The 23,939-nt window shown below is 64.5% G+C and carries 22 protein-coding genes and 2 tRNA genes; 11 read left to right on the plus strand and 13 right to left on the minus strand.

What is annotated here, in order from left to right; translation table 11 throughout:
- Positions 1-245 precede the first annotated feature (245 nt).
- A tRNA-Leu gene (locus tag AC07WS_RS29655) sits at positions 246-330 on the minus strand.
- Between the two features lie 295 nt (positions 331-625).
- Here AC07WS_RS29655 and AC07WS_RS29660 point away from each other — a divergent pair.
- Positions 626-2,137: an ATP-binding protein gene (locus AC07WS_RS29660; protein ID WP_494732522.1), complete on the plus strand. Its 1,512-nt coding sequence runs from the start codon at positions 626-628 to the stop codon at positions 2,135-2,137.
- A 14-nt stretch (positions 2,138-2,151) separates the two neighbouring features.
- Here AC07WS_RS29660 and AC07WS_RS29665 read toward each other — a convergent pair whose 3' ends face one another.
- The 3 genes from AC07WS_RS29665 to AC07WS_RS29675 all read right to left on the minus strand — a co-directional run bounded on the left by AC07WS_RS29665 (position 2,152) and on the right by AC07WS_RS29675 (position 5,489).
- Positions 2,152-3,123 carry a retron system putative HNH endonuclease gene (locus AC07WS_RS29665; protein ID WP_494732523.1) on the minus strand — a complete coding sequence of 324 codons (972 nt, stop codon included), beginning with the start codon at positions 3,121-3,123 and terminating at the stop codon, positions 2,152-2,154.
- Positions 3,116-5,248 (minus strand): AAA family ATPase, encoded by a 2,133-nt coding sequence (locus AC07WS_RS29670; RefSeq protein ID WP_494732524.1) that lies wholly within the window; start codon positions 5,246-5,248, stop codon positions 3,116-3,118. Before AC07WS_RS29670 ends, AC07WS_RS29665 begins: the two co-directional genes overlap by 8 nt.
- 156 nt (positions 5,249-5,404) lie before the next feature.
- Positions 5,405-5,489: transfer RNA gene (locus tag AC07WS_RS29675), tRNA-Leu, on the minus strand.
- Positions 5,490-5,831: 342 nt separating this feature from the next.
- Here AC07WS_RS29675 and rnr point away from each other — a divergent pair.
- The 4 genes from rnr (at position 5,832) to AC07WS_RS29695 (ending at position 10,612) form a co-directional block, all read left to right on the plus strand.
- Complete coding sequence (rnr, locus tag AC07WS_RS29680; RefSeq protein WP_494732525.1) at positions 5,832-8,288, plus strand: ribonuclease R; 2,457 nt, start codon at positions 5,832-5,834, stop codon at positions 8,286-8,288.
- Positions 8,289-9,035 (plus strand): 23S rRNA (guanosine(2251)-2'-O)-methyltransferase RlmB, encoded by a 747-nt coding sequence (gene rlmB, locus AC07WS_RS29685; protein WP_494732526.1) that lies wholly within the window; start codon positions 8,289-8,291, stop codon positions 9,033-9,035.
- 141 nt (positions 9,036-9,176) lie between these two features.
- Positions 9,177-9,923 (plus strand): serine O-acetyltransferase, encoded by a 747-nt coding sequence (gene cysE / locus AC07WS_RS29690; RefSeq protein WP_494732527.1) that lies wholly within the window; start codon positions 9,177-9,179, stop codon positions 9,921-9,923.
- 11 nt (positions 9,924-9,934) lie between these two features.
- A complete protein-coding gene (locus AC07WS_RS29695; protein WP_494732528.1) occupies positions 9,935-10,612 on the plus strand; it encodes a YceH family protein in 678 nt (225 codons plus the stop codon).
- A gap of 187 nt (positions 10,613-10,799) precedes the next feature.
- On the opposite strand, the gene AC07WS_RS29700 is transcribed toward AC07WS_RS29695, so the two are convergent.
- Genes AC07WS_RS29700 through AC07WS_RS29710 form a run of 3 tightly spaced genes read right to left on the minus strand, consistent with a single transcriptional unit; the run spans position 10,800 to position 12,975 of the window.
- Positions 10,800-11,753 (minus strand): hypothetical protein, encoded by a 954-nt coding sequence (locus AC07WS_RS29700; RefSeq protein ID WP_494732529.1) that lies wholly within the window; start codon positions 11,751-11,753, stop codon positions 10,800-10,802.
- On the minus strand, positions 11,750-12,607 hold the full coding sequence (locus tag AC07WS_RS29705) for an ABC transporter ATP-binding protein (protein WP_494732530.1): 858 nt from the start codon (positions 12,605-12,607) through the stop codon (positions 11,750-11,752). Before AC07WS_RS29705 ends, AC07WS_RS29700 begins: the two co-directional genes overlap by 4 nt.
- On the minus strand, positions 12,604-12,975 hold the full coding sequence (locus tag AC07WS_RS29710; RefSeq protein ID WP_494732531.1) for a GntR family transcriptional regulator: 372 nt from the start codon (positions 12,973-12,975) through the stop codon (positions 12,604-12,606). The genes AC07WS_RS29705 and AC07WS_RS29710 overlap by 4 nt, the downstream gene beginning before the upstream one ends.
- A 172-nt stretch (positions 12,976-13,147) precedes the next feature.
- On the opposite strand from AC07WS_RS29710, the gene AC07WS_RS29715 reads away from it, so the two are divergent.
- Positions 13,148-13,705, plus strand: coding sequence for a DUF1439 domain-containing protein (locus AC07WS_RS29715; RefSeq protein ID WP_494732532.1), 558 nt, complete (start codon positions 13,148-13,150; stop codon positions 13,703-13,705).
- A 3-nt stretch (positions 13,706-13,708) separates the two neighbouring features.
- Here the strand turns inward: AC07WS_RS29715 and AC07WS_RS29720 are convergent, their stop codons facing one another.
- Positions 13,709-15,097 (minus strand): DUF1501 domain-containing protein, encoded by a 1,389-nt coding sequence (locus AC07WS_RS29720; RefSeq protein WP_494732533.1) that lies wholly within the window; start codon positions 15,095-15,097, stop codon positions 13,709-13,711.
- A 9-nt stretch (positions 15,098-15,106) separates the two neighbouring features.
- Positions 15,107-16,648 (minus strand): DUF1800 domain-containing protein, encoded by a 1,542-nt coding sequence (locus tag AC07WS_RS29725; RefSeq protein WP_494732534.1) that lies wholly within the window; start codon positions 16,646-16,648, stop codon positions 15,107-15,109.
- Between the two features lie 245 nt (positions 16,649-16,893).
- Here AC07WS_RS29725 and AC07WS_RS29730 point away from each other — a divergent pair, with 245 nt between their 5' ends.
- The gene (locus tag AC07WS_RS29730; protein ID WP_494732535.1) at positions 16,894-17,403 is read left to right on the plus strand and encodes a DUF6622 family protein; all 510 of its coding nucleotides are present in this window, start codon (positions 16,894-16,896) and stop codon (positions 17,401-17,403) included.
- A gap of 79 nt (positions 17,404-17,482) precedes the next feature.
- Positions 17,483-18,235: a tetratricopeptide repeat protein gene (locus tag AC07WS_RS29735; RefSeq protein ID WP_494732536.1), complete on the plus strand. Its 753-nt coding sequence runs from the start codon at positions 17,483-17,485 to the stop codon at positions 18,233-18,235.
- Here AC07WS_RS29735 and AC07WS_RS29740 read toward each other — a convergent pair whose 3' ends face one another.
- The gene (locus AC07WS_RS29740) at positions 18,236-19,012 is read right to left on the minus strand and encodes a transporter substrate-binding domain-containing protein (protein ID WP_494732537.1); all 777 of its coding nucleotides are present in this window, start codon (positions 19,010-19,012) and stop codon (positions 18,236-18,238) included. It lies immediately after the preceding gene.
- A 78-nt stretch (positions 19,013-19,090) separates the two neighbouring features.
- Here AC07WS_RS29740 and AC07WS_RS29745 point away from each other — a divergent pair, with 78 nt between their 5' ends.
- Entirely contained in the window at positions 19,091-19,699 is a 609-nt protein-coding gene (locus AC07WS_RS29745; RefSeq protein ID WP_494732538.1) for a transglutaminase-like domain-containing protein, read from the plus strand.
- On the opposite strand, the gene AC07WS_RS29750 is transcribed toward AC07WS_RS29745, so the two are convergent.
- The 3 genes from AC07WS_RS29750 to AC07WS_RS29760 are packed head-to-tail and all read right to left on the minus strand — an operon-like array spanning position 19,686 to position 21,620.
- Positions 19,686-20,462, minus strand: coding sequence for a UDP-2,3-diacylglucosamine diphosphatase (locus AC07WS_RS29750; protein ID WP_494732539.1), 777 nt, complete (start codon positions 20,460-20,462; stop codon positions 19,686-19,688). The genes AC07WS_RS29745 and AC07WS_RS29750 overlap by 14 nt on opposite strands.
- Positions 20,462-20,956 (minus strand): peptidylprolyl isomerase, encoded by a 495-nt coding sequence (locus tag AC07WS_RS29755; protein WP_494732540.1) that lies wholly within the window; start codon positions 20,954-20,956, stop codon positions 20,462-20,464. Before AC07WS_RS29755 ends, AC07WS_RS29750 begins: the two co-directional genes overlap by 1 nt.
- Positions 20,957-20,999: 43 nt before the next feature.
- On the minus strand, positions 21,000-21,620 hold the full coding sequence (locus AC07WS_RS29760) for a peptidylprolyl isomerase (protein WP_494732541.1): 621 nt from the start codon (positions 21,618-21,620) through the stop codon (positions 21,000-21,002).
- A gap of 251 nt (positions 21,621-21,871) precedes the next feature.
- On the opposite strand from AC07WS_RS29760, the gene cysS reads away from it, so the two are divergent.
- Positions 21,872-23,263, plus strand: a complete 1,392-nt coding sequence (cysS, locus tag AC07WS_RS29765; protein ID WP_494732542.1) for a cysteine--tRNA ligase — start codon at positions 21,872-21,874, stop codon at positions 23,261-23,263.
- Positions 23,263-23,922: a DNA-3-methyladenine glycosylase family protein gene (locus tag AC07WS_RS29770; RefSeq protein ID WP_494732543.1), complete on the plus strand. Its 660-nt coding sequence runs from the start codon at positions 23,263-23,265 to the stop codon at positions 23,920-23,922. Before cysS ends, AC07WS_RS29770 begins: the two co-directional genes overlap by 1 nt.
- Positions 23,923-23,939 lie beyond the last annotated feature (17 nt).

Raw genomic sequence — 23,939 nt, forward strand, 5'->3', positions numbered from 1 at the left:
GGGACTCGAACCCCCACACCTTGCGGCACATGGACCTGAACCATGCGCGTCTACCAATTCCGCCACGTGGGCACTGTACTGCTTGCTACTCTCTGCCGCGTGTTCTGCAACAGAGGCAGCATCATGCCGCATGGCGGCGCTGCCGTCAAGGGCGGATTGCGAAACTGTGCCGCAGGGGCCGGCCGCGCAATGAAAAAAGCCCCCATCTGCTTTTCAGCTCGATGGAGGCTTTTTGCGGAATTCTGTGGTGCCCACGGAGGGACTCGAACCCCCACACCTTGCGGCACATGGACCTGAACCATGCGCGTCTACCAATTCCGCCACGTGGGCACTGTTACTGCTTTGCTGCTTTCCGCTGCGGCGTGTGCTGCAACAGAGGCCAGAATCATAGGGGAGCGACGCGCCCGCGTCAAGGGCGAAATGCTGATTTTTGAGAAAGATTGCACAAAGCCGCACCGCAGATTTGTTGCTTGCTTGTTTGCTCACACTTTCGTAAGCTCCTGAGTGCTGGCCCCATCATCTGAGGCAAAGGAGGTAGGCAATGGACACGTTGAGCAACTGGTTCGGAAGCCAGGGCTTTATGCCGCACGGGCACTGTTTTTTATGGACGCCGTCCATCCTTTGGATGAGTGTGATCTCCGACGCGCTGATCGCGCTGGCCTACCTGACCATCCCTGTCACGCTGCTGTACTTCATCCGCAAACGCCGCGACATGCCGTTCGACTGGATGTTCATCGCCTTTGGTGTTTTTATCCTGGCCTGCGGCGGCACCCACCTGGCCGACATATGGGTGATCTGGCGCCCCGATTACTGGCTGTCGGTGATCCTCAAGGCGATCACCGCCGGCGCCTCGGTGGTCACGGCCGTGGTGCTGGTGCGGCTGGTGCCGCTGGCGCTGCGCATACCCAGTCCGGCGCAGCTGGCGGCGGTCAACGCCGAGCTGCAGCAGGCCAATAACGACCTGCGCGCCGCCATGGAGCGGGCCGAGGTGGCCAATCGCGCCAAGAGCGCCTTCCTGGCTTCGATGAGCCACGAACTGCGCACGCCGCTCAACGCCATCCTGGGCTACACCCAAATCCTCAAGCGCGACAAGGGTTTGACGCCGTCGCAGCGATCCGGCGTCGGCACGATACAGCAGGGCGGCCAGCACTTGCTGGCCCTGATCAACGACGTGCTCGACCTGTCGCGTGTGGAGGCGGGCAAGATGGAATTCCACCCCAAGCCGGTACTGCTGGGCGACCTGCTGTCGGTGGTGGCCGACATCATGCGCGTGCGCGCCGAGCAGAAGCAGCTGCACTTCGAGCTGGAGCTGGTGGCCGGCCTGCCGGTGGCGATCAGCATCGACGAAACCCGCCTGCGCCAGGTGCTGCTGAATTTGTTGGGCAACGCCGTCAAGTTCACCGATCGCGGCACCGTGCGGCTGCGTGTCGCGCCCTTGCCGGATGCGCCGCCGGACCAGGCGCGGCTACGTTTCGAGGTGCGCGACGACGGCATCGGCATCGCGCCCGATCATGTGGACGCCATCTTCCGGCCCTTCGAGCAGGTGGGCGAGGCATCGCGCCGTGCCGGCGGCACCGGGCTGGGCCTGGCGATCAGCCGCCAGCTGGTGCGCCTGATGGGCGGCGAACTCAAGGTGGAAAGCACGCTGGGGCGGGGGAGCCGCTTCTGGTTCGATGTTTGCGTGCCGCTGGCGGAGGCGCCGGCGCCGGCCGGCAGCGACGGCCACAACGCCACCGGCTATCTGGGTCCGCGCAAAACCATCATGGTGGTGGACGATGTCGCCGCCAACCGCGCCTTGCTGCGCGATCTGCTGGGTGCGCTGGATTTCCGCATGCTGGAGGCCGACAGCGGCGTGGCCGCCCTGCGCCAGATGCAGGCCGGGCTGCCGGATCTGGTGTTGCTGGACATGGTGATGCCGGACATGGATGGCATCGAAACCACGCGCCGCCTGCGCGCCGACGCCCGCACCACCCACATGCCGGTGCTGATGATTTCCGCCAGCTCGACGCCGGAAGAGGAGGAGCGCTCACTGCAGGTGGGCGCCAACGCCTTCCTCAGCAAGCCGGTCGACGAGCACGAACTGCTGCGCGAAATCGGCGGCTGGCTCAAGGTGGAATGGGTGCATGAGCTATCCTGAGCGGCGCCCCGGCCTTATTGGATGGCGCCGGCCGGCAGGTGGAGCGACTTGCCGCCCAAGAGTTTTTTCAGGCTCAGGCCGGCCTTTTGCAGTTCGAGATCCAGGCATTTCATCGACGCGTGCAAGTACTCCTTGTCGTCGGCGCAGAGGTAGTCGTGATAAATCTCGTTCCAGCGGTCCTTGACCATCTTCCTGCTGAATCTCAGCAGCGGCATGAACGCCTTGTCCGCCGACACCTTCTGGTGCAGCCGCGCGGCGTCCAGAAATGCCTTGATGGCCGACCTGAGCTTCCTCAGGTGGGCGTTGCGGCGGTTGACCAGGCCGGGGCGGTTCAAGCCGAGGATGTCGATCGTATCGTCGGCGCGTTGGGATGATGCCGGGCTGGACTTCGCGTGATCCGCCGTGCAGACCGCGGATTCGCCGCGCAGTGTTTTAAAGGTCAGGAAATCGGCGGGCTCGTCGATCCTGGGATTGATCAGAGAGGGGAGTTCGGTGCCCTGCTGCCCCGGGATGGTCGCGCGCGGGCTGCCCGGCAGCAGGGGGAAGTGGTTGCCCTTGCCTGACTTGTAGTGCACCCCGCTCGCATGGTCGATGCCTGGCGAGCGATTGCAATGTATGCAGGCCGGCAGCAGGTTGTCCCAATCCGCGGCCAGCCACCAGTAGCCGCTCTGGTCGGGATTCTTCGCCAGCGTGACTTCCGCCTTGGGGCGATAGTGTTCGGTGTGCAGATCCTGCGTGCCGAGCGACGACTCGCAATAGGCGCATTTGTTGCCGAACAATTGGCTCAAGCCCTTCTTCACCTGCGCGTCGCCGGGCTTGGCGCGGTAAAGGTCGAATGCCAGGATCTTTCGAAAGCTCGGCCAGGCGTGGCCGGCGACCAGATGGTTCTGGACGACGAAGTGGTTATAGTTGTACTCGTTGATATAAGCCTGGCTGGCGGGGTTCAGCGGGGCAGGCGTGGCCACGGTCTTTTTGCTTTTAATCATGGGCGTCCCCTGCGCCGTCGGCCAGGCTCGCCTGCACCTGTTCGGCCAGTTGTTTGACGATGTCCTCATCCCAGACGTCGATTTCCTGCGGCGCCGAGGCCAGTATCTGTTCCATCACGGCCAGCATCAGCTGCTCGCGGCGGCTCTCGCCCAGCATGCGGTGCCGGTTCAGACTGAGCTCCAGGGCGGTCAGCTGGCTCATGTCGGCTGCGCTCAGCGCACCGCTGTCCTCCTTGCGCAGCAGGGCGATATAGTCGGCGAACTCGCGCTCCCACTCGGGCGGATGGGTGCTCAACATGCCAAAGCTGTTCGAGGTCAGCACTTGATCGATGCTCTGCGAATCGGCGTAGGTGCTGGCCCTTTGTCTGAGGTCGCCATTTTCGCCGCGGTAGAGTATGCGCACCTGATCGGCCTCGAGTCCGCGCAAGGTCAACGGGTCATGCGTGCTGAAAATGATCTGGGCTTGGGGGAAGGCTTTCCCGAGACGTTCGACTATGCCGATGCGCCAGCTTGGGTGCAAGTGGGCGTCGAGTTCATCGATGATGATCACGTAGCCGTTTCCCAGGACGCTCTCGGCCGATTCGTACAGCGCCTCCATCAGGTCGGTGCACAGCGACGTGACGCTTTGCATGCCCGATGACAGGGAGTCGATCGGGTGCGGCCTGCCGTTCGTGGTGATCGTCAGCGTGGTGGTGTTGACGGTCACCTTGCTGTCGGCCGACGCCAGCAGTAGTTGCAGCACTTCCGCCAGGTCGTTTTTTTGGTTCGGGTTCAGCCCGGCCAGCCAGCCGTGATGGCCGTTCAGCAGGCAGGTGTCGTCGAACAGCGAGCACAGGCGGATGTTTGCGTCGCGCTTGGACTTGCCCTGTTCCCGCTTGGCCAGCAGGCGATACGGGCCGTAGCCGAACACCTTCGGGTGCACCTGTGTCTGGCCGCCGTAGCGCGCGGCATCCCGGCTAAAGCTGACCCGGTTGTATTCGTCCGTTCCCCAGAAGCGGACCATAATTTCGCCGCTGTCCGCTTTTTCGGCCAGCAAGCCCGCTGGCCTGCCCGCGAGCGCAGTGGCATGGCGGTGGCCTGCAAGACCCAGCGCGATGGCCTGCAGCACGCAGGTTTTCCCGGTGGCGTTTTCGCCGATCAGGGCAAAAGTTGAAGACTCCGGAAACTCTATTGTGAGCGCCTCTATGCCTTTGAAATTCCGGATCTGGATTTGCCGGATCTTGTGGAACGGCTCTGCTGCCGTGATGGCCGGCGCTGCAATTTCTTTCGCTTTGCGCAGGGCGCGGTGGATGTCTTCCTCGCCAATCGGGCCCAGGTCTGCGAGCAGGCGCTCGAGTTCGATTGGCTCGAGCGCGCCGCCCATCATCTGGCGCAGGATTTTTCGCGTAGCGGGCGGCGACACCTGCCACAGGCAAAGGTAGAGGGAGCCGACGTATGGGGAGTCAGCGTGCAGCAGGCTAGCCAGGTGGCTCACCAACAGGTCCGACTTCGTGCTTCCGGGGGAGCATGTCAGATTCCACGCGTAGAGAAATTGTTTCAGCCTGGCCTCGCGCGCATGCAGCAGATCCATCCTATTCAACTGGAACATGTCGATGGTGACGGCGCCCTCGGTGCTGACCGCCAGCAGGCGGGCGTCGGCATCCATGAGGAAGTGTTTTTCCGGCCGGTCGTGGCAAGGGTCCAGCAACTTGGCTTCTTTCTCGCGGCGCAGCTGGTTGATGGACATCCCGTACCGAGCTTGAAAGTGGACGGGGAAACGGTTCGATTTGTAGTTGTTGCAGGCCTTGCAGCTGAGGTAGATGTTGTCCCATTGCGCGATCAGCCAGTGATAGTGGTGCTGGTCTATGCTGCCATCTTCCCGGGCGGCGCCGAAAATGGGGCGGAACCAGTCGGCATCGCCCCGCACGGCCTCCAGCGGGCTCTCGCAATATGCGCATTTTTGCTGGAACTGCGCGTTCAGGGCGGGCTGCAAGGTGCGGCGTATCGACGATCGCAAATGGTAGAGCGCATCGCGTACTTGCTGGCCTTGGTCCATGCTGGTGCGGATGTGTTTGACCGCCGCTTTCGTATCGGGGGCGCTCAGGATGGGCGGCGCCAAGGCGGGATCGCGCTGGATGAATCGCATGATTGCTTCCGTTTGCCTAAATGGGGGAGAGGCCCATCATAATCCCATGATTGTATTTTGGAAAGATGGCCGCTTTGGCAAAGCCGGAACGGGGAGGGGAATGAAAAAAGCCCCCATCTGCTTTTCAGCTCGATGGAGGCTTTTTTGCGGAATTTGTGGTGCCCACGGAGGGACTCGAACCCCCACACCTTGCGGCACATGGACCTGAACCATGCGCGTCTACCAATTCCGCCACGTGGGCACTGATGCTTCTTAACAACTCTGCTATTATAGCGACGGGGAGAGTTTCGCGCCAGATGAACTTTCGTTCCATACTGCACATCAACCCTGTCTAGCAATTCCCGCTTTGCCGCCGTTTTTCAACGTTGTCGCTGCGAGAGACCAAGATTATAGAGGAATTTTGCGGGATGTCAAATGCCCCAACTTAAAAAATCCGTTTGAATTCGCAACGCTGGCCGCAAATTAGTCAATCAGGGCGTTTCCAAGTACACTACGCCTGTCGTCATGCCATATATATGCACCTGACGATTTTGCCAGGCCGGATTTCCTCTGAACACTGTCAATAATAACTACAGAAATACTTTTGAACCAATCTACCCATACCATTCCCAGCCGGGAGGAAATTCTCGGCATCTTCCGCAGCGCCAAGGCGCCGCTCGATCTGCGCGCACTTTCGAAGGCGCTGAAGGTCGCGACCGAGGCCCAGGCCGTGTTGTCGCGCCGCCTGAACGCCATGCAGCGCGACGGCCAGATCGTCTCCGACGACAGCGGCCACTTCTCGCTGGCCACCGAAACGGGCTTCATCTCCGGCCGCGTCAGCAGCCACAAGGATGGCTTCGGCTTCGTGATCCCGGACGAGCCGGGCGAAGACCTGTTCCTGCCTGAGAAGGAAATGCAGAAAGTGCTGCATGGCGACCGCGTGCTGGCCAAGGTGGTCGGCGTCGACCGCCGCGGCCGCTCGGAAGGCACCATCGTCGAGGTGGTGCAGCGGGCCAATACCCACATCATCGGCCGCCTGCTCAACGAAAACGGCGCCTGGATCGTCGCGCCGGAAGACCAGCGCATCGCCCAGGACATCCTGGTCGAGGGCTCGGTCGGCAAGGCCAAGTCGGGCCAGGTGGTCAGCGTCGAATTGACCGAGCAGCCGATGCGCTTCAAGCAGCCGGTCGGCAAGATCGTTGAAATCCTGGGCTCGCTGGACGATCCCGGCATGGAGATCGAAATCGCCGTGCGCAAGTTCGGCGTGCCGCACGTGTTCTCGGACGCCGCGCTCAAGCAGGCCAACAAGCTGCCCGACCACGTGCGCGATGCCGACCTGGGCGAGCGCGTCGACCTGCGCGACGTGCCGATGGTCACCATCGACGGCGAGGACGCGCGCGACTTCGACGACGCGGTCTACTGTGAACCGGTCAAGATCGGCCGCACCAACGCCTACCGCCTGATCGTCGCGATCGCCGACGTCAGCCACTACGTCAAGCCGAACGACGCGCTGGACGCCGACGCGCTCGAGCGCAGCACCTCGGTCTACTTCCCGCGCCGCGTGATTCCGATGCTGCCCGAGAAGCTGTCCAACGGCCTGTGCTCGCTGAACCCTGCGGTCGACCGTCTGACCCTGGTGTGCGACGCCGTCGTCACCGCCAAGGGCGAGATCAAGGCCTACCAGTTCTATCCGGCCGTGATCCACTCGGCCGCGCGCCTGACCTACACCGAAGTGGCCGACATCCTCGGCAACACCAAGGGCCCCGAGGCGGCACGCCGTCCCGGCATCGTGCCGCACCTGCTGAACCTGTACGAGGTGTACCACGCGCTGCTCAAGGCGCGCACCGAGCGCGGCGCGATCGACTTCGAAACCACCGAGACCTACATCGTCTGCAACCCGTCCGGCAAGATCGAGAAGATCATCCCGCGCACCCGCAACGACGCCCACCGGCTGATCGAGGAATGCATGTTGACCGCCAATGTCTGCGCGGCAGACCTGCTGATCCGCCACAAGCATCCCGGCACCTACCGCATCCACGCCAGCCCGACCGCTGAAAAGCTCAAGCAGGTACGCACCTTCCTCAAGCAGGTGGGCCTGAACCTGAACGGCGGCGACAAGCCGACCGCCGGCGACTACGCCGCGCTGATGAAGCAGGTCAAGGAGCGTCCGGACGCGTCGCTGCTGCAGACCATGCTGCTGCGCTCGATGCAGCAGGCGGTCTACTCGCCCGACAACATCGGCCACTTCGGCCTGGCGTACGAGGCCTATGCCCACTTCACCAGCCCGATCCGCCGCTATCCGGACCTGCTGACGCACCGCGCCATCAAGGCCATCCTGCTGGGTAAAAAGTACGAGCCGAAAGTGGCCAGCACCAGCGTGCTGAACACCAACGTCTCGAACGCCACCCGCAAGCAGCAGGCCAAGGACAAGGCCGAAGGCAAAGAGAAAAAAACCGCCGACCTGACCGTGTGGGACGCGCTGGGCGTGCACTGCTCGGCCAACGAGCGCCGCGCCGACGAGGCGTCGCGCGATGTCGAGGCCTGGCTCAAGTGCTACTTCATGCAGGACAAGCTGGGCGAGGAATTCACCGGCATCATCACCGGCGTGACCACTTTCGGCATCTTCGTGCAGCTGGACCAGCTGTTCGTTGAAGGCCTGGTGCACGTGACCGACCTCGGCGCGGACTACTTCCAGTACGACGACGCCCGCCACGAACTGCGCGGCGAGCGCACCGGCAAGAAGTTCCAGCTGACCGACCGCGTCAGCGTGCAGGTGGTGCGCGTGGACCTGGAGGCGCGCAAGATCGACCTGCGCCTGGCCGGGGCCGACGCGCCGCCGCCACGCGCCGAGAAAGGCGACGCGCCGTCCAAGGACCGCAAGACCAACATCAAGCCTGGTCCGGCCGTGCCGAAGGCGCAGCCCGCCAAGCCTGCCGCCAAGCCGGCTGCGGCCAAGCCCGCCGCCAAGGCGCGCGGCGGACGCAAGACTAATGCCGGGGCGGCTGCCCCGGTAGCACCCCGAGCAGCGAAGACTGTCTCAAAAAGTAAAAAGAAGCGATAAATGAGTAAGAATAAAATGATTTTTGGTTTCCACGCCGTGACCTCGCGTTTGCGTCATGAGGCCTCGTCCGTGGAAGAGATTTTTGTCGACATGGGGCGCGATGACCGCCGCATGAAGGACCTGATCGCCAACGCCAAGGCGGCCGGCGTGCGCGTGATGCCGGTCGATTCCGGCCGCCTCGACAAGATCGTCGGCACCCGCCGCCACCAGGGCGTGATCGCGTTCGCCTCGCAGCTGGCGCTGGCGCGCAACCTGGACGAGCTGCTGGACGCCATCGAGGGCCCGCCGCTGCTGCTGGTCCTGGACGGCATCACCGATCCGCACAACCTGGGCGCCTGCCTGCGCGTGGCCGACGGCGTCGGCGCGCACGCGGTGATCGTGCCGAAGGACCGCGCGGTGGGCTTGAACGCCACCGCCGCCAAGGTCGCCAGCGGCGCGGCCGAGACCGTGCCTTACATCACCGTCACCAACCTGGCGCGCACCTTGCGCGACCTGAAGGACCGCGACATCTGGCTGATCGGCACCTCCGACGACGGCGAGAAGGGCCTGTACGAAGCCGACTTCACCGGCCCGACCGCGCTGGTCATGGGTTCGGAAGGCGAGGGCATGCGCCGCCTGACGCGCGAGACCTGCGACATGCTGGTCAGCATTCCGATGTTCGGTTCGGTCGAGAGCCTGAACGTTTCCGTCGCATCCGGCGTCTGTCTGTACGAGGCACGCCGCCAGCGTATCGCCAAGGAAGGCTAACCCCGCGGCGTTCCGCCGTCAGGGTCAGACCCCGTGCGGGGTCTGACCCTCTTCCTTACGGGTTAAGGCCGCCAGGCCTCTCCAGCAACCCCCGACCGAATACGCTACCATTAGCGTTTCCATTGCAATACCGTACACCCCATGTTCCATCACCTGCGCCAAGACATCAACAGCATCATCGAACGCGATCCCGCGGCCCGCAACGCCTGGGAGGTGCTGACCTGCTACCCCGGCCTGCAGGCCATCGTCATGCACCGCTGGGCGCACTGGTGCTGGACGCACAAGATGAAATGGCTGGGCCGCTTCATCTCCTACCTGGCGCGCATCGTCACCGGCATCGAGATCCACCCCGGCGCCACCATCGGCCGGCGCGTCTTCATCGACCACGGCTTCGGCGTGGTGATCGGCGAGACCGCCGAGGTGGGCGACGACTGCACCATCTACCAGGGCGTGACTCTGGGCGGCACCTCGCTGCACACCGGCACCAAGCGCCATCCGACCTTGGCACGCGGCGTCATCGTCGGCGCCGGCGCCAAGGTGCTGGGCGGCTTCACGGTGGGCGAGTACGCCAAGGTCGGCTCCAACGCCGTGCTGTTGAAGCCGGTGCCACCGGGCGCCACGGCGGTCGGCAACCCGGCCCACATCGTGCAGAAGGAGCCGGCCTCGGCGGCCAGCGCCACGGCCAACCTGTTCAGCGCCTACGGCGTCACGCCGAACGGCGACGATCCGCTGTCGAAGGCCTTGCACGGCCTGATCAACCACGCGGTGAAACAGGAAGAGCAGATCGAGCGCATCCTCGCCACCATGAAGGCGGCGGGCTTGCACTGTCAGGGCGTACCCGATTGTGATAAATTGAATTCAGACCAACTCAACAAGCTCGTTGAATAAGGATGCCGCATATGGAATCGTCGCCCGATGGCGCAGAAGTGCTGGACCCGTTTGAAATCCGCGTGCTGGCCGTGCTGGCCGAGAAGGAGGCGCTGACGCCGGATAACTATCCGCTGTCGCTGAACGCGCTGGTCAACGGCTGCAACCAGTTGTCGAGCCGCGATCCGGTGATGGCGCTGTCGGAGGAGACGGTGGCCGACGTGCTGCAGCGGCTGATGCAGCGCAAGTACGTCAACGGCATCACGCAGGCCGGCGCGCGCGTGACCAAGTACGAGCACCGCATGCGCATCAAGTGGTCGCTGGAGCAGGACAAGCTGGCGGTGCTGACCATCCTGATGCTGCGCGGCCTGCAGACCGCCGGCGAGATCCGCACCCGCACCGGCCGGCTGCACGACTTCAAGAGCGTGGGCGACGTCGAGCAGGCGCTGCAATTTTTGATCGACAAATATCCGCCGTTGGTATCGAAGCTGGCGCTGGCGCCCGGCACCAAGGAGCCGCGCTACGGCCAGCTGCTCGGCGGCGAGGACGCGCTGGCGCGGGAAGAGACCGCCGCCAGCCTGGGCGGCTCGGTCAGCGCGGCGGGGCAGGGCGGCCGCGTCGCAGCCTTGGAGCAGGAAGTGCAGCAACTGCGCCAGCAAGTCGAAGACCTGAGCGCGCAGTTCGCCGAATTCCGCAAGCAGTTCGAATAATAAATTTGGGGTCAAGTCTGACATTCGGACACGGCCTGCGCCGTGGGCTGGGGGTCAAGTCTGACATTCGGACACGAGCTCAACCGTAGGCCGCGCCTACGGTTGAGCTCGTGTCCGAATGTCAGACTTGACCCCCGTGCGACAGCTGGGCTCGTGTCCGAATGTCAGACTTGACCCCCGCTGGTTTTTAGCCTTCTTCGCGGCGGCGGCGCATCCAGACCGCGGTGGCGATCATCGCCACGCCGGCCACGGCGCCCAGCCACACGCTGATGCCGCCCAGCGTGCCCCATGAGGCGCTGAAGATGGTCTCGGGCACCGCCATCCGGTGCACCTCATGTTGCAGCGCCACGTGGTCCGCTTCGAACATGATCCACGAACCTGGAATCGCGCCCAGCAGGATGCGGTCGACGATGCGGGTGACGAACCAGCTGGCGTCAAAGCCGAAGTGCAGCATCTTTTCCGCCCACACCAGCAGCAGCGACGTCACCAGCGGCGTACCCACCGCCCACAGGAACACCTTGGAGCGCGCCATGCTCGACACCATCAGCAGCCAGCCCACCGTCGGCAAGGCCCACAGGATGTAGACCGGCAGCAGTCCCACCAGGCGCAGCGGCGTCAGGTAGAGGTCCGGGGCCGTCAGCATGGCGCCGAACAGGTTGGTGCCGTGCGCCATCACCGCGCCGCACGCGGCGAACAGGATCAGCAGCGACAGCACGGTGCCGATTCCCAGCGTGATCAGCGGCGCCACCACCAGCGCCAGCGTGGCCTTGGACAGCACGGTCGACAGGTCGGACACCGGCAGCGATTTCCAGAACAGGATGCTGCGGTCGCGCCGCTCGTCGTTGAGCGCGCCCAGGCAGTAGAAGAACACCACAAAGCTCAGCACCATCAGCACCGGCATGGCCGACACCATATAGGCCTGCGACATGGTCTCGACGATGCGCATGCGCGCCGTGCCTTCGATGGTGACCGAGCCGATCGACATGGTCTGGTCGCCGTCGTTGAAGTTGAGCTGGTTCCCCATGATGATGGAACCGAGCGCCAGCGCCGCGATCAGCGTGGCGATGACGGCGGGCGCCCAGACCAGCATGCCCTTGTGCTCCCACAGTTCGCGCCTGATCAGCCATTTCATCGTTTTCATGCGTAGGTTCCTTTCATCGATGCGACAAACAGGTCGGCGACGCTGGGCGTGCGCAATTCCCCGAAGGTCGACAGTTGCAGGCGCGGCACGCCATCGAACAGCATGATGGGCTTGCCGAACACGGTGCGCTGGCTCATCGGCTGCAGCGCGTTGGCGGCCGCCACGAATTGCGGCTCGACCATGACCTCGGTGAAGCGCTCGCCCACCTCGTCCATCGACGCCGCCAGCGAGATCTTGCCGTCCTGGATGAACATCAGGTCGGTGAGGATGTGCTCGACCTCCTCGATCTGGTGGGTGGTGATCAGGATGGTCTTGTGCTCGTCGAAGTAGTCTTCCAGCAGGTTCTGGTAGAACTGCTTGCGGTACAGGATGTCCAGGCCCAGCGTCGGCTCGTCCAGCACCAGCAGCTTGGCGTCGATCGCCATCACCAGCGCCAGGTGCAGCTGCACCACCATGCCCTTGGACATGGCCTTGACCTTCATGTCCGGCGTCAGCTTGGTGTTGGCCAGGTATTTCTCGGCCTTGCTGCGGTCGAAGCGCGGATGCACGCCTTCGACAAAGGCGATCGCGTCCTTGACCTTGAGCCACTTCGGCAGGATGGCGACGTCGGCGATGAAGCAGACCTCGTTCATCAGCGCCTCGCGCTGGCTGCGCGGGTCCATGCCCAGCACCGTCAGCTCGCCTTCGAACTGGGTCAGGCCCAGGATGGCCTTGAGGGTGGTGGTCTTGCCCGAACCGTTGGGGCCGATCAGGCCGACGATGCGGCCTGCCTCGACCGTGAAGGTGGCGCCGTTCAGCGCGGCCTGCTTGCCGTAGTTCTTGCTGAGCTTGGACGCGGTGATGACGGCGCTCATGACGCACCTCCGGTGGCGATCGGTTTGAGCAGGGTTTCCAGCTCCAGGCCCAGGCGGCGGATACGTTCGAGCATCAGCGGCCATTCCTCGTTCAGGAAGCGTTCGCGTTCAGTGGCCAGCAGTTTGTCGCGGGCGCCGTCAGTTACGTACATACCTAGTCCCCTTCTTTTTTCTACGAGCGTTTCGTCCACCAGTTCCTGGTAGGCGCGAGATACGGTGATCGGATTGAGTTGGTAATCGGCGGCCACCTGCCTTACGGAGGGCAGGGCGTCGCCGGGCTTGAGCAGGCCGTCGAGCACCATGCCGATGACCTTGTCCTTGAGCTGCCGATAAATCGGCGCGTTGTCATTCCAGCCTATCGTGGACATACATGTGGTCCCCTTGATGTGTGTTGATGGAGTGGTGTTGTAGTTAACTATAACACTGAGATCGAAAAAGGCAAGCGTTTCTTGTTATTTTCGATATTTTTTGTCGGTGGCGAGGCTGGCGGCGCGCCTGGGTCATAATGGCGGCGTTACGGTTTTTACGGAAAGATCCCCGATGTCGATATCACGCCCCCTCAAACTGGCCGCGCCGCTGATGCTGGCGGCCCTGCTGGCCGCTTGTTCCACGCTGATCGGCCCGCGCCAGGTGGAGCTGCCGCAGGCGCGCATGCAGCAGAACCTGGACCGCAAGTTCCCCGTGCGCCACCGCGTGCTGGGCGTGTTCGAAGTGGAGCTGAGCCATCCGCAGCTGGACATCCTGGCCGAGAACGACCGCGTGGCGCTGACCTTGGACGTGAACGTGTCGCCGCTGCTGGCGCGCCAGTCTTGGCACGGCAGCATGGCGGTGTCGGGCCGCCTGAAGGTGGACAATGTGCGCAACACCATCTACATCAGCGATGCGCATGTGGACCGCTTCGTGGTCGACGGCATGGACGAGGGCAAGCAGAACCAGATCGCCAGCGTGGCCAATCTGCTGGGCGAGAACACGCTCAAGGATGTACCGGTACACACCTTCCGCCCGGAAGACCTGCGCTACGCCGGCGTGCAGTTCGTGCTGACCGGGATCAGCACCCGGCCCGGCGCGCTGGTCGCCAATCTGCAGCCGGCGCAGTAGGCGTCAGACGAAGCCGAGGTTGCGCGCGCTGGCGTTGTAGTTGGCCAGGTTGGGCAGCATGGCCAGCAGGTCGGTGTTCGACACGCCCAGCCAGCTGCCCAGCGTGGCCGCGTATTGCTCGATCGACGTGGTCGGCAGCAGCCGGCCCTGGCCGACATCGTCCGGGCCGTCGCTGGCCACCACCGGCGCCTTGCCGTAGTAGCGGCCGCCCTTGACGGCGCCGCCCAGCATGAAGTGCATGCTGCCCCAGCCGTGATCCGATCCGTCGTTGTTGCCGCTCAGCGTGCGGCCGAAGTCGGACGCGGTGAAGGCCGTCACCTGGTTGGCCACGCCCAGTTCCACCGTGCTCTGGTAGAAAGCCGCCACCGCGTCGGCCACGCTCTTCAGCAGGCCCGGATGCACCTTGACCAGGCCGTCGTGCGTATCGAAGCCGCCCATCGACACAAAGAACACCTGCCGCTTGGCGCCCAGCGTCGAGGCGCAGGAGATCATGCGGGCCACCATCTTCAGCTGGTCGCCCAGATTGTTATTGGCGGGGAAGGCCGTGTTGATGGCCGGCGCGCCCGCCAGCGCCGAGGTCAGCACGTCGTTGGCGGAGATCGCCCGCTGCGTCACGCGCGCATAGTCGGACTGCATCAGGTTGCTGTGCTGCTGCGTGATCAGCGTGCGCAGCGCGCTGCTGCAGCTGGCCGAGCCGAACAGCGGACTCTGGAACGCGCTGAACGGCACCGAGCCCTTGGTCGACACCTGGTACTGCACCGCCTCCTTGCCGGACAAGTACACCGCGTTGCCGGAGACGTTGACGCAGGTGAAGGTGGCGTTGCCGTTGCCCGCTTCGAACAGGTCGCCCATGCGGCCGCCCCAGCCCGAGGTCGCGCCTTCCGGCATCGACGATTGCCACTCGGACTGCTGGTCGTTGTGCGAGAACAGCTTGGACGGCAGCGGCACCGACCTGGCCAGATACTGGGCCTTGCTGGTCGGCTGCACCAGCGTGCCGACGTTGAGCAGCACGCCCATCTTGCCGGCGTTGAAGATCGGCAGCAGCGGCGCCAGTTCCGGCGCCAGCGCGTACTGATGCGCCACGCCGTTGACGTCGACCGGAGCCGCGGCCGCGTTGAGCACCGTGCCCGACAGCGCGCTCTGCTGGTAGGCCAGCGTGGAGCGCAGCGCGTAGTAGGCGTTGTAGCTGGCGGCGTCGTACGGCACCAGCGTGTTGGCGTAGTCGTTGCCGCCGTACAGGAACACGCAGACGATGGCCTTGTAGTCGCTGGCGGTGGCGGCCGAGGCTTCGGCCATCGCCGCCAGGTTGACGGCCAGCGGCGCGGCCACGCCGCTCATGGCCAGCATCGAGGCGCGTTGCAGGAAGGCGCGGCGGGAAGTATTGGTGGTCATGGCGGCTCCCTAGAGTTGAACGAGGTATTCCGGCGCGGCCATGGCCAGGGTCAGCGCGGCGTAGATGCGGTTGAGCAGCGCGACGTCGGTCTTGGCGGGCATGGTGTCGATGGCGCCGCGTATCAGGCCGACGGTGGCGCTGCTCAGCTGGCCCGCCGCCAGCACCACGTTGATTTCATCGACCAGCGCCTGGCCGTTGGCGGCCAGCGGCAGCAGGCTGCCGTAGTAGGGCAGCACGTCGCCGACGCCCTTGCTGACCGCGCGCTGCATGTAGTTGACATAGCCGACCACCGAAGTCTCGTTGGTCAGCTGGAACTCGGGCGCCACCAGTCCGGCCTTGGAGACGGCGCTGTTGGGCGGCACGTAGCCGGGCCGGTAGAAATTGAACACCGACGGCGAGCGCAGCGGACTCTGGCCCAGGCGGCTCGACGCGTCGCTGGTGTTGCCGATGGCCCAGGCGTCCGAGGCGGAGGCGGCGTTGTAGGCGCGCGCCCAGCCGATGAAGCGCAGCATCGGCTCGCGCAGCTTGCCGGCGCCGGGGACGTTCACGTTCAGGCCGTCGGTGCGCGCCTCGGGATCGAGCAGCAGCGCCCGCACCACCGCCGCCAGGTTGCCCTTGACGCCACGGCTGTCGCCGTTGAACACGGCCGCCACGCGCGCCACGTAGGCCGGCGACGGATTGCTGGTCACCAGTTTCTGGATCAGCTGGCGGCTGATGAAGGGCGCCACGTTGGGATGGGCGTAGATGATGTCCAGCGCAGTCTTCAGCGCGTCGGCGCCGGGCAGGCCGGCCGGCACGGTGCTGCCGAGGAAGGTGGAGGCGCCGGTCTCGTGCCGCTTGGCCACCTGTATCATCGGCCGGCGCAGGAAGTCGGGCGTGCTGCCGTCCTGGCCGGCCATGTCGAAGTCCCAGCCGGTGAACACGCGGGCCAGGCCGGTGATGTCGGCGAGGCCGTAGGTCTCCCTGGGCACGCCGTTGCTCAGCTTGGGCGTGCCGTCGATGTTCAGCTGCACCAGGCCGATGCTGAACAGCTGCATCAGCTCGCGCGCATAGTTTTCGTCGGGCAGGGCGCCGGTGGTGGGGTTTTGCTTGACGTTGCCGCGGAAGGTCAGGTACTGGCCCATCGGCGCGCTGGTCGAGATCGCGCCCAGCAGCGCGCGGTAATTGCCGAAGGCGTAGTCCTCCAGCAGGTCCAGGTAGGCCGCCGCCGAAAACGAACGCCAGCCGGCCCCGACCAGTCCATCGATAGACACCACGCAGATTTCCGACAGCGCCAGCGTGACGCGCTGGCGCAGCGTGTCCGGCGCGCTGATCAGCTTGCGCCAGGCGCAGGCGTCGAAGCCGTTCTCGGAGTTGCGGTTGGTGGCGGCGTTGTAGCCTTTGGCGATCAGCCAGTCCCAGCGGGTGCCGGAGCGGGGCGCGGCCAGCTGGGCGTCGATCCAGCCGGCGTAGCCCAGCGACTGCACTTTGGCGATCTCGGCGCGGTTGGCTCCCATCGAGGCTTGCGCCAGGAAGCGGGCGGCGGCGGCCGCGGTCGGTGTTGGGGTCATGACTGGTATCTCCGGAAAAGGGGCTCAGGCATTGCTGTGTGGTAATTTATGCCGAGTCCGCTTGCCTTGCCACCGAAAATTTGTAACGAACCATTTCGCTGCAACGCCTGGCCGATGGAATGCGCGCGCTTTGCGCCGCACGCTTGCATTTCGCGCCGTTTTGCTGCATTTCGTCGCATCGCGAACCATGGCGGCGCCGCGCCCGGCATAGTGGCTACACCTTAACCAGTCACGCGGAGCAGATCATGATTGTGCAAATTGTCAGCCATACACCGACCTACGTCTGGGCCTTGCTGGCCTTCCTGCTATACCGTGGCGCGCTGGCCAGCCGCGACCGCGAGATCGCGCTGCGGGCGCTGTTCGTCATCCCGGCGGTGATGATAGGGCTGTCGCTGTCGAGCATGAGCGGGCGGGGCGCGCTGGGCGGCGGCATCTGGGCGATGTGGCTGCTGGGCGTGCTGGCCGGCGTGGCGCTCACCTGGCGGCTCGGCAGCGGCGTCCCCGTCGTGGTCGACCGCGCCGCCGGCACCGTGCTCCAGCGCGGCAGCTGGGCGCCGCTGGTGCTGATGATCGCCATCTTCTGCACCAAGTACGCGGTGGCGGTGACGACGGCCATGCATCCCGAGCTGCAGCAGAATCCGCTGTTCGCCACGATGGTCACCCTGCTGTTCGGCCTGTTCAACGGCGTGTTCGTCGGCCGCCTGGCGCGCTATGTGGCCGCCTGGTTCAGCCAGCCGGAACCCATCGCGGCTTAATGGATTTGCAAGTTTCCTTGTGGCGCAGGTCAAGAGCTTCTACAATTCGCGGCATTGATGAAATGTTGGAGCTCGCCTCATGACCATATTTGGAATTGGATTGCACGTGCTGGTGGCGATATTCTTCGCCATCCACGTGATCCGCAGCGGACAGCAGATGTACTGGCTGATGATCTTGTTCATGTTTCCCGGTCTGGGCAGCATTGTCTACTTCATCGCCATCTACCTGCCCGATTCGAAACTGAACCACGGCGCCCGCAAGGTGGTGACGGCGGCGGCCCGCACGCTCGATCCCGGCCGCGAGCTGCGCGAGGCGCGCGACGCCTACGCCTACACCCCGACCGCGCAGAACCAGATGCGCCTGGCCAGCGCGCTGCTGGAGGCCGGCGATGCCGGCGAGGCGGCGGCCACCTACGAAGCCTGCCTGCAAGGGCCGTTCTCCGGCGACCTGGAAATCCGCTACGGCGCCGCGCGCGCCACGCTGGCCTGCGGCCGCGCCGCCGCCGCGGTCGCGCATCTGCAAACCATCCGCGCCGCCGACGCCAATTTCCGTGGCGAGCAAGTGTCGCTGCTGCTGGCCCAGGCCCTGGCCGCGGCCGGCCGCCAGGATGAGGCGAGGGCGGAATTCGAATTCGCGCTGGGGCGCTACAACAGCTTCACCGCGCAGGCCGAGTTCGCGATCTGGGCGGCCGGCGCCGGCGACGCGGCGCGCGCCAACCAGCTGTACGCCGAGCTGCAGCGCACGATGGAGCGCTGGACCCGCCACACCCGCGACCTGAACCAGGAATTGATACGCCGCCTGAACGCGGCGATGGCCGGCCTCAAGCGCTGATCATTTCGGCCGCGCGCTGTGGCCGGGGTTGCTGCTGCCGCCGGTCGCTGCGATGGCTTGGTTGAGCTTGGCCATGGTCTCGGCCGGCACGTCCTTGCTGCACAGGATGTAGCGCTTCATCCCCGGCGGCATGTCGGGGAAATCGCGGCGCACCGCCGTCTGCGGCGCGGTTTCGCGCGCGCGGAAATACTCCCAGTCCTCGCGGTCCACGAACATGAACGAGGCGCGGCCCACCGTGAGCATGCGCATCATCAGCGTCGCTTCCACCGTGCGGCTCATGATGCGGTTCTTGCTGCCCTTGATCATCTGGTCCAGCGCCGGCCCGTAGGACACGCCGTCGACCAAGCCCAGCGTCAGCTGGGGATCGTCCAGCAGCGAGCTCAGGGTCGGATGCGCCATCACCTTGTCCACATAGGCCGGCGCGATCAGCACGCTGTGCGGCAGGTCTTCGTGGATGGCCGCCGTGAACTGCGCGACCGCCTCGCGCTCCGGCAGGCGGTACCAGCTGATCGAGCAGTAGTTTTTGGCGCCGTGCCGGAAGTTGGCCCAGATGCGTTTCTGCGGTTCGGTGATGAACTGCGCGGGGATGCCGGCGACGGTGAAGATGTTTTTCACGCGGTCCAGCAAAAAGCCTTTGGGTTCGCCGTTTTCCTGGTAGTGGTAGGGCGGCTTGTCGCGCCAGACCACGGTCAGCGGCTGCGGTGCGCACCAGGCGCTGCCGACCGAAAGCACAGCGGCGACAAGGAGACTGCTTTGAAAAAAGATGCGGAAGGTCATGCGCCGATTATAGGGCCATCCGCTGTGCCAAAACCATAAGTGTGGCAAACTGTTGCTCCTTTGATAAATGGGAGAGCCATGAACGCCTTGTTGCCCGCATTTGTCGCCGCCAGCGACGTCATCGATTTTCACCATCCCGACGTGGAGCGCCTGGCGCGCTCGCTGCAGGCCGCCACGCCGCGCGCGACGGCGCAGCGCTGCTTCGAATGGGTGCGCGACCGCATCGAGCACAGCATCGATTACCGGCGCGACGAGGTCAGCTGCGACGCCTCCCAGGCGCTGGCGCTGGGCACCGGCCTGTGCACGGCCAAGAGCCATCTGCTGGTGGCGCTGTTGCGGGCCAACGGCATCCCGTCCGGCTTCTGCTATCAGCGTTTGACGCTGCGCGACGCCGGTTCGCCGTTCTGCACGCACGGCCTGGTGGCGGTGTGGCTGGAGGAGGGCGGCTGGTACCGCTGCGATGCGCGCGGCAACAAGGCCACCGTGCATTGCGAGTTCACGCCGGGCGCGGAAAACCTGGCCTTCCCGGTGCTGACGCCGGGCGAGCAGCTGTATCCGCAGGTGTGGGCGCAACCGTGGCCCGAGCTGGTGCGGCGCATGCGCGAGCTGCCGTCGATCGCGGCCTATTGCGAGGCGCCGATCGACGCCGCGCCGCCGGAAGACGGCGTGGCGATTACGCTGGAATGACCGCGCCGTCGAGCGCGTGGCGCGTGATGGCGCCGTGGCTGTCGATGGCGATCCAGCCGCCGCGCGGCGGGCTGGCGTCCGGTTCCCAGTCCGGCAGCACGTAGCGGCGCTTGCCGTCCACCACATGCAGGGCGGGGCGGTGGGTGTGGCCGTGGATCATGACGTCGGCGCCGGTGGCGTCGAACACGTCGCGGATCGCCTGCGGCGTCACGTCCATGATCTCGTAGGATTTTGTGCCGTGGTCCTTGCGGCTGTTCTCGCGCATGCCGGCGATGATGGCCTTGCGCTGCGCCAGCGGCATCGCCACGAACTGCTGCTGCCACGCGGGCTGGCGCACCATGGCGCGGAACTCCATGTACTTGACGTCCTCGGTGCACTGGGCGTCGCCGTGCAGCACCACCAGGCGCTGGCCGCCGATCTCGGTCACATAGGTTTCCGGCAGCAGGGTCAGGCCCGCCGCCGCCGCGAGCTGCGGGCCGACCAGGAAATCGCGGTTGCCGGCGATCCAGTAGACGGCCACGCCCGCGTCGCTCACGCTGCGCAGCGCGGCGATGATCCGTTGGTGAAAGGGATCGCTGATGTCGTCGTCGCCGGCCCAGTATTCGAACAGGTCGCCGAGCAGGTACAACTGCTGCGCGCGCCGCGCGTGCCGCTCCAGGAAGTCGAAGAACGCCGTGCCGGTGGCGGGATGCGCGGGCTGCAGGTGCAGGTCGGAGATGAACAGCGCGCAGGCTTGGCCCGCGCGCATGTTGGCGTCGCTCATTAAGCAGCCAGTTCGATCTTCTCGATGATGATGTCTTCGGCAGGCACGTCGGCGAACATGCCGCTGCGGGTGGTCTTGACCTTCTTGATGGCGTCAACCACTTCGGTGCCTTCGATGACCTTGCCGAACACGGCGTAGCCCCAGCCGTCCTGGCCTGGGTAGTCCAGGAAGGAGTTGTTCTTCACGTTGATGAAGAACTGGGCCGATGCCGAGTGCGGCGCCGAGGTGCGGGCCATGGCCAGCGTGTAGGTGTCGTTCTTGAGGCCGTTCTTGGCTTCGTTCTCGACGGTCTCGTCGGCCGGCTTCTGCTTCATGCCTGGCTCGAAACCGCCGCCCTGGATCATGAAGCCGTCGATCACGCGGTGGAAGATGGTGTTGGCGTAGTGGCCGGCTTCCATGTACTTCAGGAAGTTGGCTACCGATTTAGGCGCTTTCTCGTCGTTCAGTTCGACGGTCATGTTGCCCTTGTTGGTGGTGATGATTACGTTGGTCATGTTGTTATCCTGAGGTAGTTAAAAAATACGGCAGGCCGCTATTTTACAGTTTTGGCTGGATTGGGGTCTTCAAAATCGTCGCCGACTTGATCACGACCGGGATCACCGGGATGTTCTGGAAGATGCCCTTGTCGTCGACCAGCACGCCCTTGATCTTGTCGACCACCTCCTGGCCCTTGATGACCTTGCCGAACACCGTGTAGCCGAAGCCGTCGCGGCCGGGGTAGTTCAGGGCGTCGTTGTCGGCCACGTTGATGAAGAACTGCGAGGTGGCGGAATTAGGATCGCCGCTGCGGGCCATGGCCAGCGTGTAGGTGTTGTTGGTCAGGCCGTTCTGCGATTCGATCGGCACCGGCGGGTTGGTTTTCTTTTGCTTGAGCTTTTCGTCGAAGCCGCCGCCCTGGATCATGAAGCCGTCGATCACGCGGTGGAAGATGGTGCCCTTGTAGAAGCCGGCCTTCACATAGGTCAGGAAGTTGTCGACCGACTTGGGCGCCTTCTCGTGGTTCAGTTCGACCACGATGTCGCCCATCGAGGTCTTGATTTCCACTTGCGGCGTGGGGTTGGCGGCGGCCGGGGTGGCCGCCAGCGCGGCGCCGGACAGGGCGACGCCGGCAAACAAGGTCATCAGTTTGGCGAACAGCGATGGCTGGGTTTGGTGCATTGTTGCTTCCTCGTGGTGGTTTAAACTGGCCGACTTGCCAAAAATCCTCAGTCAGATTGGGTCTCTGCTGTTTTTATCAATGCTATACTTGTTCATTCTACCCCTTAGAAGGTGGAAAGAATAACTACCGAGTGTCAGCTGGTCTCCAATGCGATACGACGAATGCCAGGTGCGCGCCTACCGCGCCGCGCCCGGTTCTCGTATTGCCTTGGGCCGCGGCACCCGCTTAAAAGAGAACAAGCAAGAGCCCGATGAGCAATTTAAAGATTTACAACACGCTGGCGCGTGACAAGCAGACATTCGTTCCCATCGAGGCAGGCAAAGTCCGCATGTACGTCTGCGGCATGACCATCTACGACTACTGCCACATCGGCCACGCCCGCATGATGATGGCGTTCGACGTCATGTACCGCTGGCTGATGGCCTCCGGCTACCAGGTCACGTATGCGCGCAACATCACGGACATCGACGACAAGATCATCAAGCGCGCGGTCGAGAACGGCGAAACCATCTCGCAGCTGACCACCCGCTTCACCCGCTACATGGACGAGGACACCGGCGCGCTGGGCATCCTGCCGGCCACGCTGGTGCCGCGCGCCACCGAATACGTGCCGCAGATGCTGGCGCTGATCGAGACGCTGGAATCGAAGGACCTGGCCTATCAGGGCGCGGACGGCGACGTCAACTACGCGGTGCGCAACTTCCCCAACTACGGCAAGCTGTCCGGCAAGTCGCTCGACGACCTGCGCGCCGGTGAGCGCGTCGACGTCAACACCGGCAAGCGCGATCCGCTGGACTTCGTGCTGTGGAAGGCGTCCAAGGACTCCGAGCCGGACGAGGTCAAGTGGGACTCCAAGTGGGGCAAGGGCCGTCCGGGTTGGCACATCGAGTGCTCGGCCATGTGCTCGGCGCTGCTGGGCGAACACTTCGACATCCACGGCGGCGGCGCGGACCTGCAGTTCCCGCACCACGAAAACGAGATCGCGCAGTCGGAAGGCGCGTTCGGCCACACCATGGTCAACTACTGGGTGCACAACGGCTTCGTGCGCGTCGACAACGAGAAGATGTCCAAATCGCTGGGCAACTTCTTCACCATCCGCGACGTGCTCAAGAAGTACGACGCCGAAGTGGTGCGCTTCTTCATCCTGCGCGCCCACTACCGCAGCCCGCTGAACTACTCGGACGCCCACCTGGACGACGCCCGCGTCGCGCTGACCCGCCTGTACACCGCGCTGGACGGCGTGGAGGGCGACGGCCTGCCATTGGACTGGAGCGAGCCGCACGCGGTGCGCTTCTCCGAGGCCATGGACGACGACTTCAACACGCCGGTCGCGCTGGCCGTGCTGTTCGACCTGGTGAGCGAGCTCAACAAGTCGAAAGCGCCGGCCGTGGCGCGCCAGCTCAAGTCGCTGGCCGGCGTGATCGGCCTGCTGGCCCGCACGCCGCAGCAGTTCCGCCAGGCCGCCGTGGGCGACACCGACGCTTCCGGCGACGCCGCCATCGACGAACAGATCGCCAAGCGCATCGAAGCCAAGAAGGCGCGCAACTTCGCCGAATCGGACAAGATCCGCGCCGAGCTGCTGGCGGCCGGCATCATCCTCGAAGACAAGCCTGACGGCACGACCAACTGGCGCCGCGCATAATGGTCACCGCCAAGGATAACGAGGGCGCAGGCGGCCCGGTATCGGCCGTGCCGCCGTACTGGGAACAGGCCAAGATCGAGCTCATGAAGCGGGACCGCATCATGAAAAAGCTGATCCCGCAGTTTGGCGACCTGCACCTGGTCGGCCATGACGACCCGTTCACCACCTTGGCGCGTTCCATCGTCGGCCAGCAAGTGACCACCAAGGCGGCCGACACCGCCTGGAAAAAACTGCTCCAGGTCAGCCCGAAGTGCACGCCGGCCCAGATCATCAAGGCCGGCGCCGAGCAATTGTCGGCCTGCGGCCTGTCCAAGCGCAAGACCGAATACATCCTCGACCTGGCCGACCACTTCAAGAACAAGCGCGTCCACACCAGCCAGTGGGACCAGATGGACGACGAGGCCGTCATCGCTGAACTGGTGCAGATCCGCGGCATCGGCCGCTGGACAGCCGAGATGTTTTTGATATTTAATCTGCTGCGGCCGAATGTTTTGCCGCTCGATGACCCCGGTTTGATCCAGGGCATCAGCCAGAATTATTTTTCGGGCGAACCTGTGTCCCGCAGCGATGCGCGCGAGGTTTCGGCCAACTGGGAGCCGTGGCGCACCGTCGCCACCTGGTACTTATGGCGTAGCCTGGACCCGGTTGCTGTAGAATAGATGCTCTAATCGCTGTG

This window comes from Duganella sp. GW821-FHT01E12, from assembly GCF_059422325.1.

Coding starts and splice junctions, on each gene's coding strand:
- AC07WS_RS29710 (WP_494732531.1), bottom strand. CDS start 12,975: ATGTCCACGATAGGCTGGAATGACAACGCGCCGATTTATCGGCAGCTC.
- AC07WS_RS29745 (WP_494732538.1), top strand. CDS start 19,091: ATGAACGCCTTGTTGCCCGCATTTGTCGCCGCCAGCGACGTCATCGAT.
- AC07WS_RS29740 (WP_494732537.1), bottom strand. CDS start 19,012: ATGACCTTCCGCATCTTTTTTCAAAGCAGTCTCCTTGTCGCCGCTGTG.
- AC07WS_RS29725 (WP_494732534.1), bottom strand. CDS start 16,648: ATGACCCCAACACCGACCGCGGCCGCCGCCGCCCGCTTCCTGGCGCAA.
- AC07WS_RS29755 (WP_494732540.1), bottom strand. CDS start 20,956: ATGACCAACGTAATCATCACCACCAACAAGGGCAACATGACCGTCGAA.
- AC07WS_RS29760 (WP_494732541.1), bottom strand. CDS start 21,620: ATGCACCAAACCCAGCCATCGCTGTTCGCCAAACTGATGACCTTGTTT.
- AC07WS_RS29665 (WP_494732523.1), bottom strand. CDS start 3,123: ATGATTAAAAGCAAAAAGACCGTGGCCACGCCTGCCCCGCTGAACCCC.
- AC07WS_RS29670 (WP_494732524.1), bottom strand. CDS start 5,248: ATGCGATTCATCCAGCGCGATCCCGCCTTGGCGCCGCCCATCCTGAGC.
- AC07WS_RS29720 (WP_494732533.1), bottom strand. CDS start 15,097: ATGACCACCAATACTTCCCGCCGCGCCTTCCTGCAACGCGCCTCGATG.
- cysE (WP_494732527.1), top strand. CDS start 9,177: ATGTTCCATCACCTGCGCCAAGACATCAACAGCATCATCGAACGCGAT.
- cysS (WP_494732542.1), top strand. CDS start 21,872: ATGAGCAATTTAAAGATTTACAACACGCTGGCGCGTGACAAGCAGACA.
- AC07WS_RS29735 (WP_494732536.1), top strand. CDS start 17,483: ATGACCATATTTGGAATTGGATTGCACGTGCTGGTGGCGATATTCTTC.
- AC07WS_RS29730 (WP_494732535.1), top strand. CDS start 16,894: ATGATTGTGCAAATTGTCAGCCATACACCGACCTACGTCTGGGCCTTG.
- AC07WS_RS29770 (WP_494732543.1), top strand. CDS start 23,263: ATGGTCACCGCCAAGGATAACGAGGGCGCAGGCGGCCCGGTATCGGCC.
- AC07WS_RS29705 (WP_494732530.1), bottom strand. CDS start 12,607: ATGAGCGCCGTCATCACCGCGTCCAAGCTCAGCAAGAACTACGGCAAG.
- AC07WS_RS29695 (WP_494732528.1), top strand. CDS start 9,935: ATGGAATCGTCGCCCGATGGCGCAGAAGTGCTGGACCCGTTTGAAATC.
- AC07WS_RS29750 (WP_494732539.1), bottom strand. CDS start 20,462: ATGAGCGACGCCAACATGCGCGCGGGCCAAGCCTGCGCGCTGTTCATC.
- AC07WS_RS29715 (WP_494732532.1), top strand. CDS start 13,148: ATGTCGATATCACGCCCCCTCAAACTGGCCGCGCCGCTGATGCTGGCG.
- AC07WS_RS29700 (WP_494732529.1), bottom strand. CDS start 11,753: ATGAAAACGATGAAATGGCTGATCAGGCGCGAACTGTGGGAGCACAAG.
- rlmB (WP_494732526.1), top strand. CDS start 8,289: ATGAGTAAGAATAAAATGATTTTTGGTTTCCACGCCGTGACCTCGCGT.
- AC07WS_RS29660 (WP_494732522.1), top strand. CDS start 626: ATGAGTGTGATCTCCGACGCGCTGATCGCGCTGGCCTACCTGACCATC.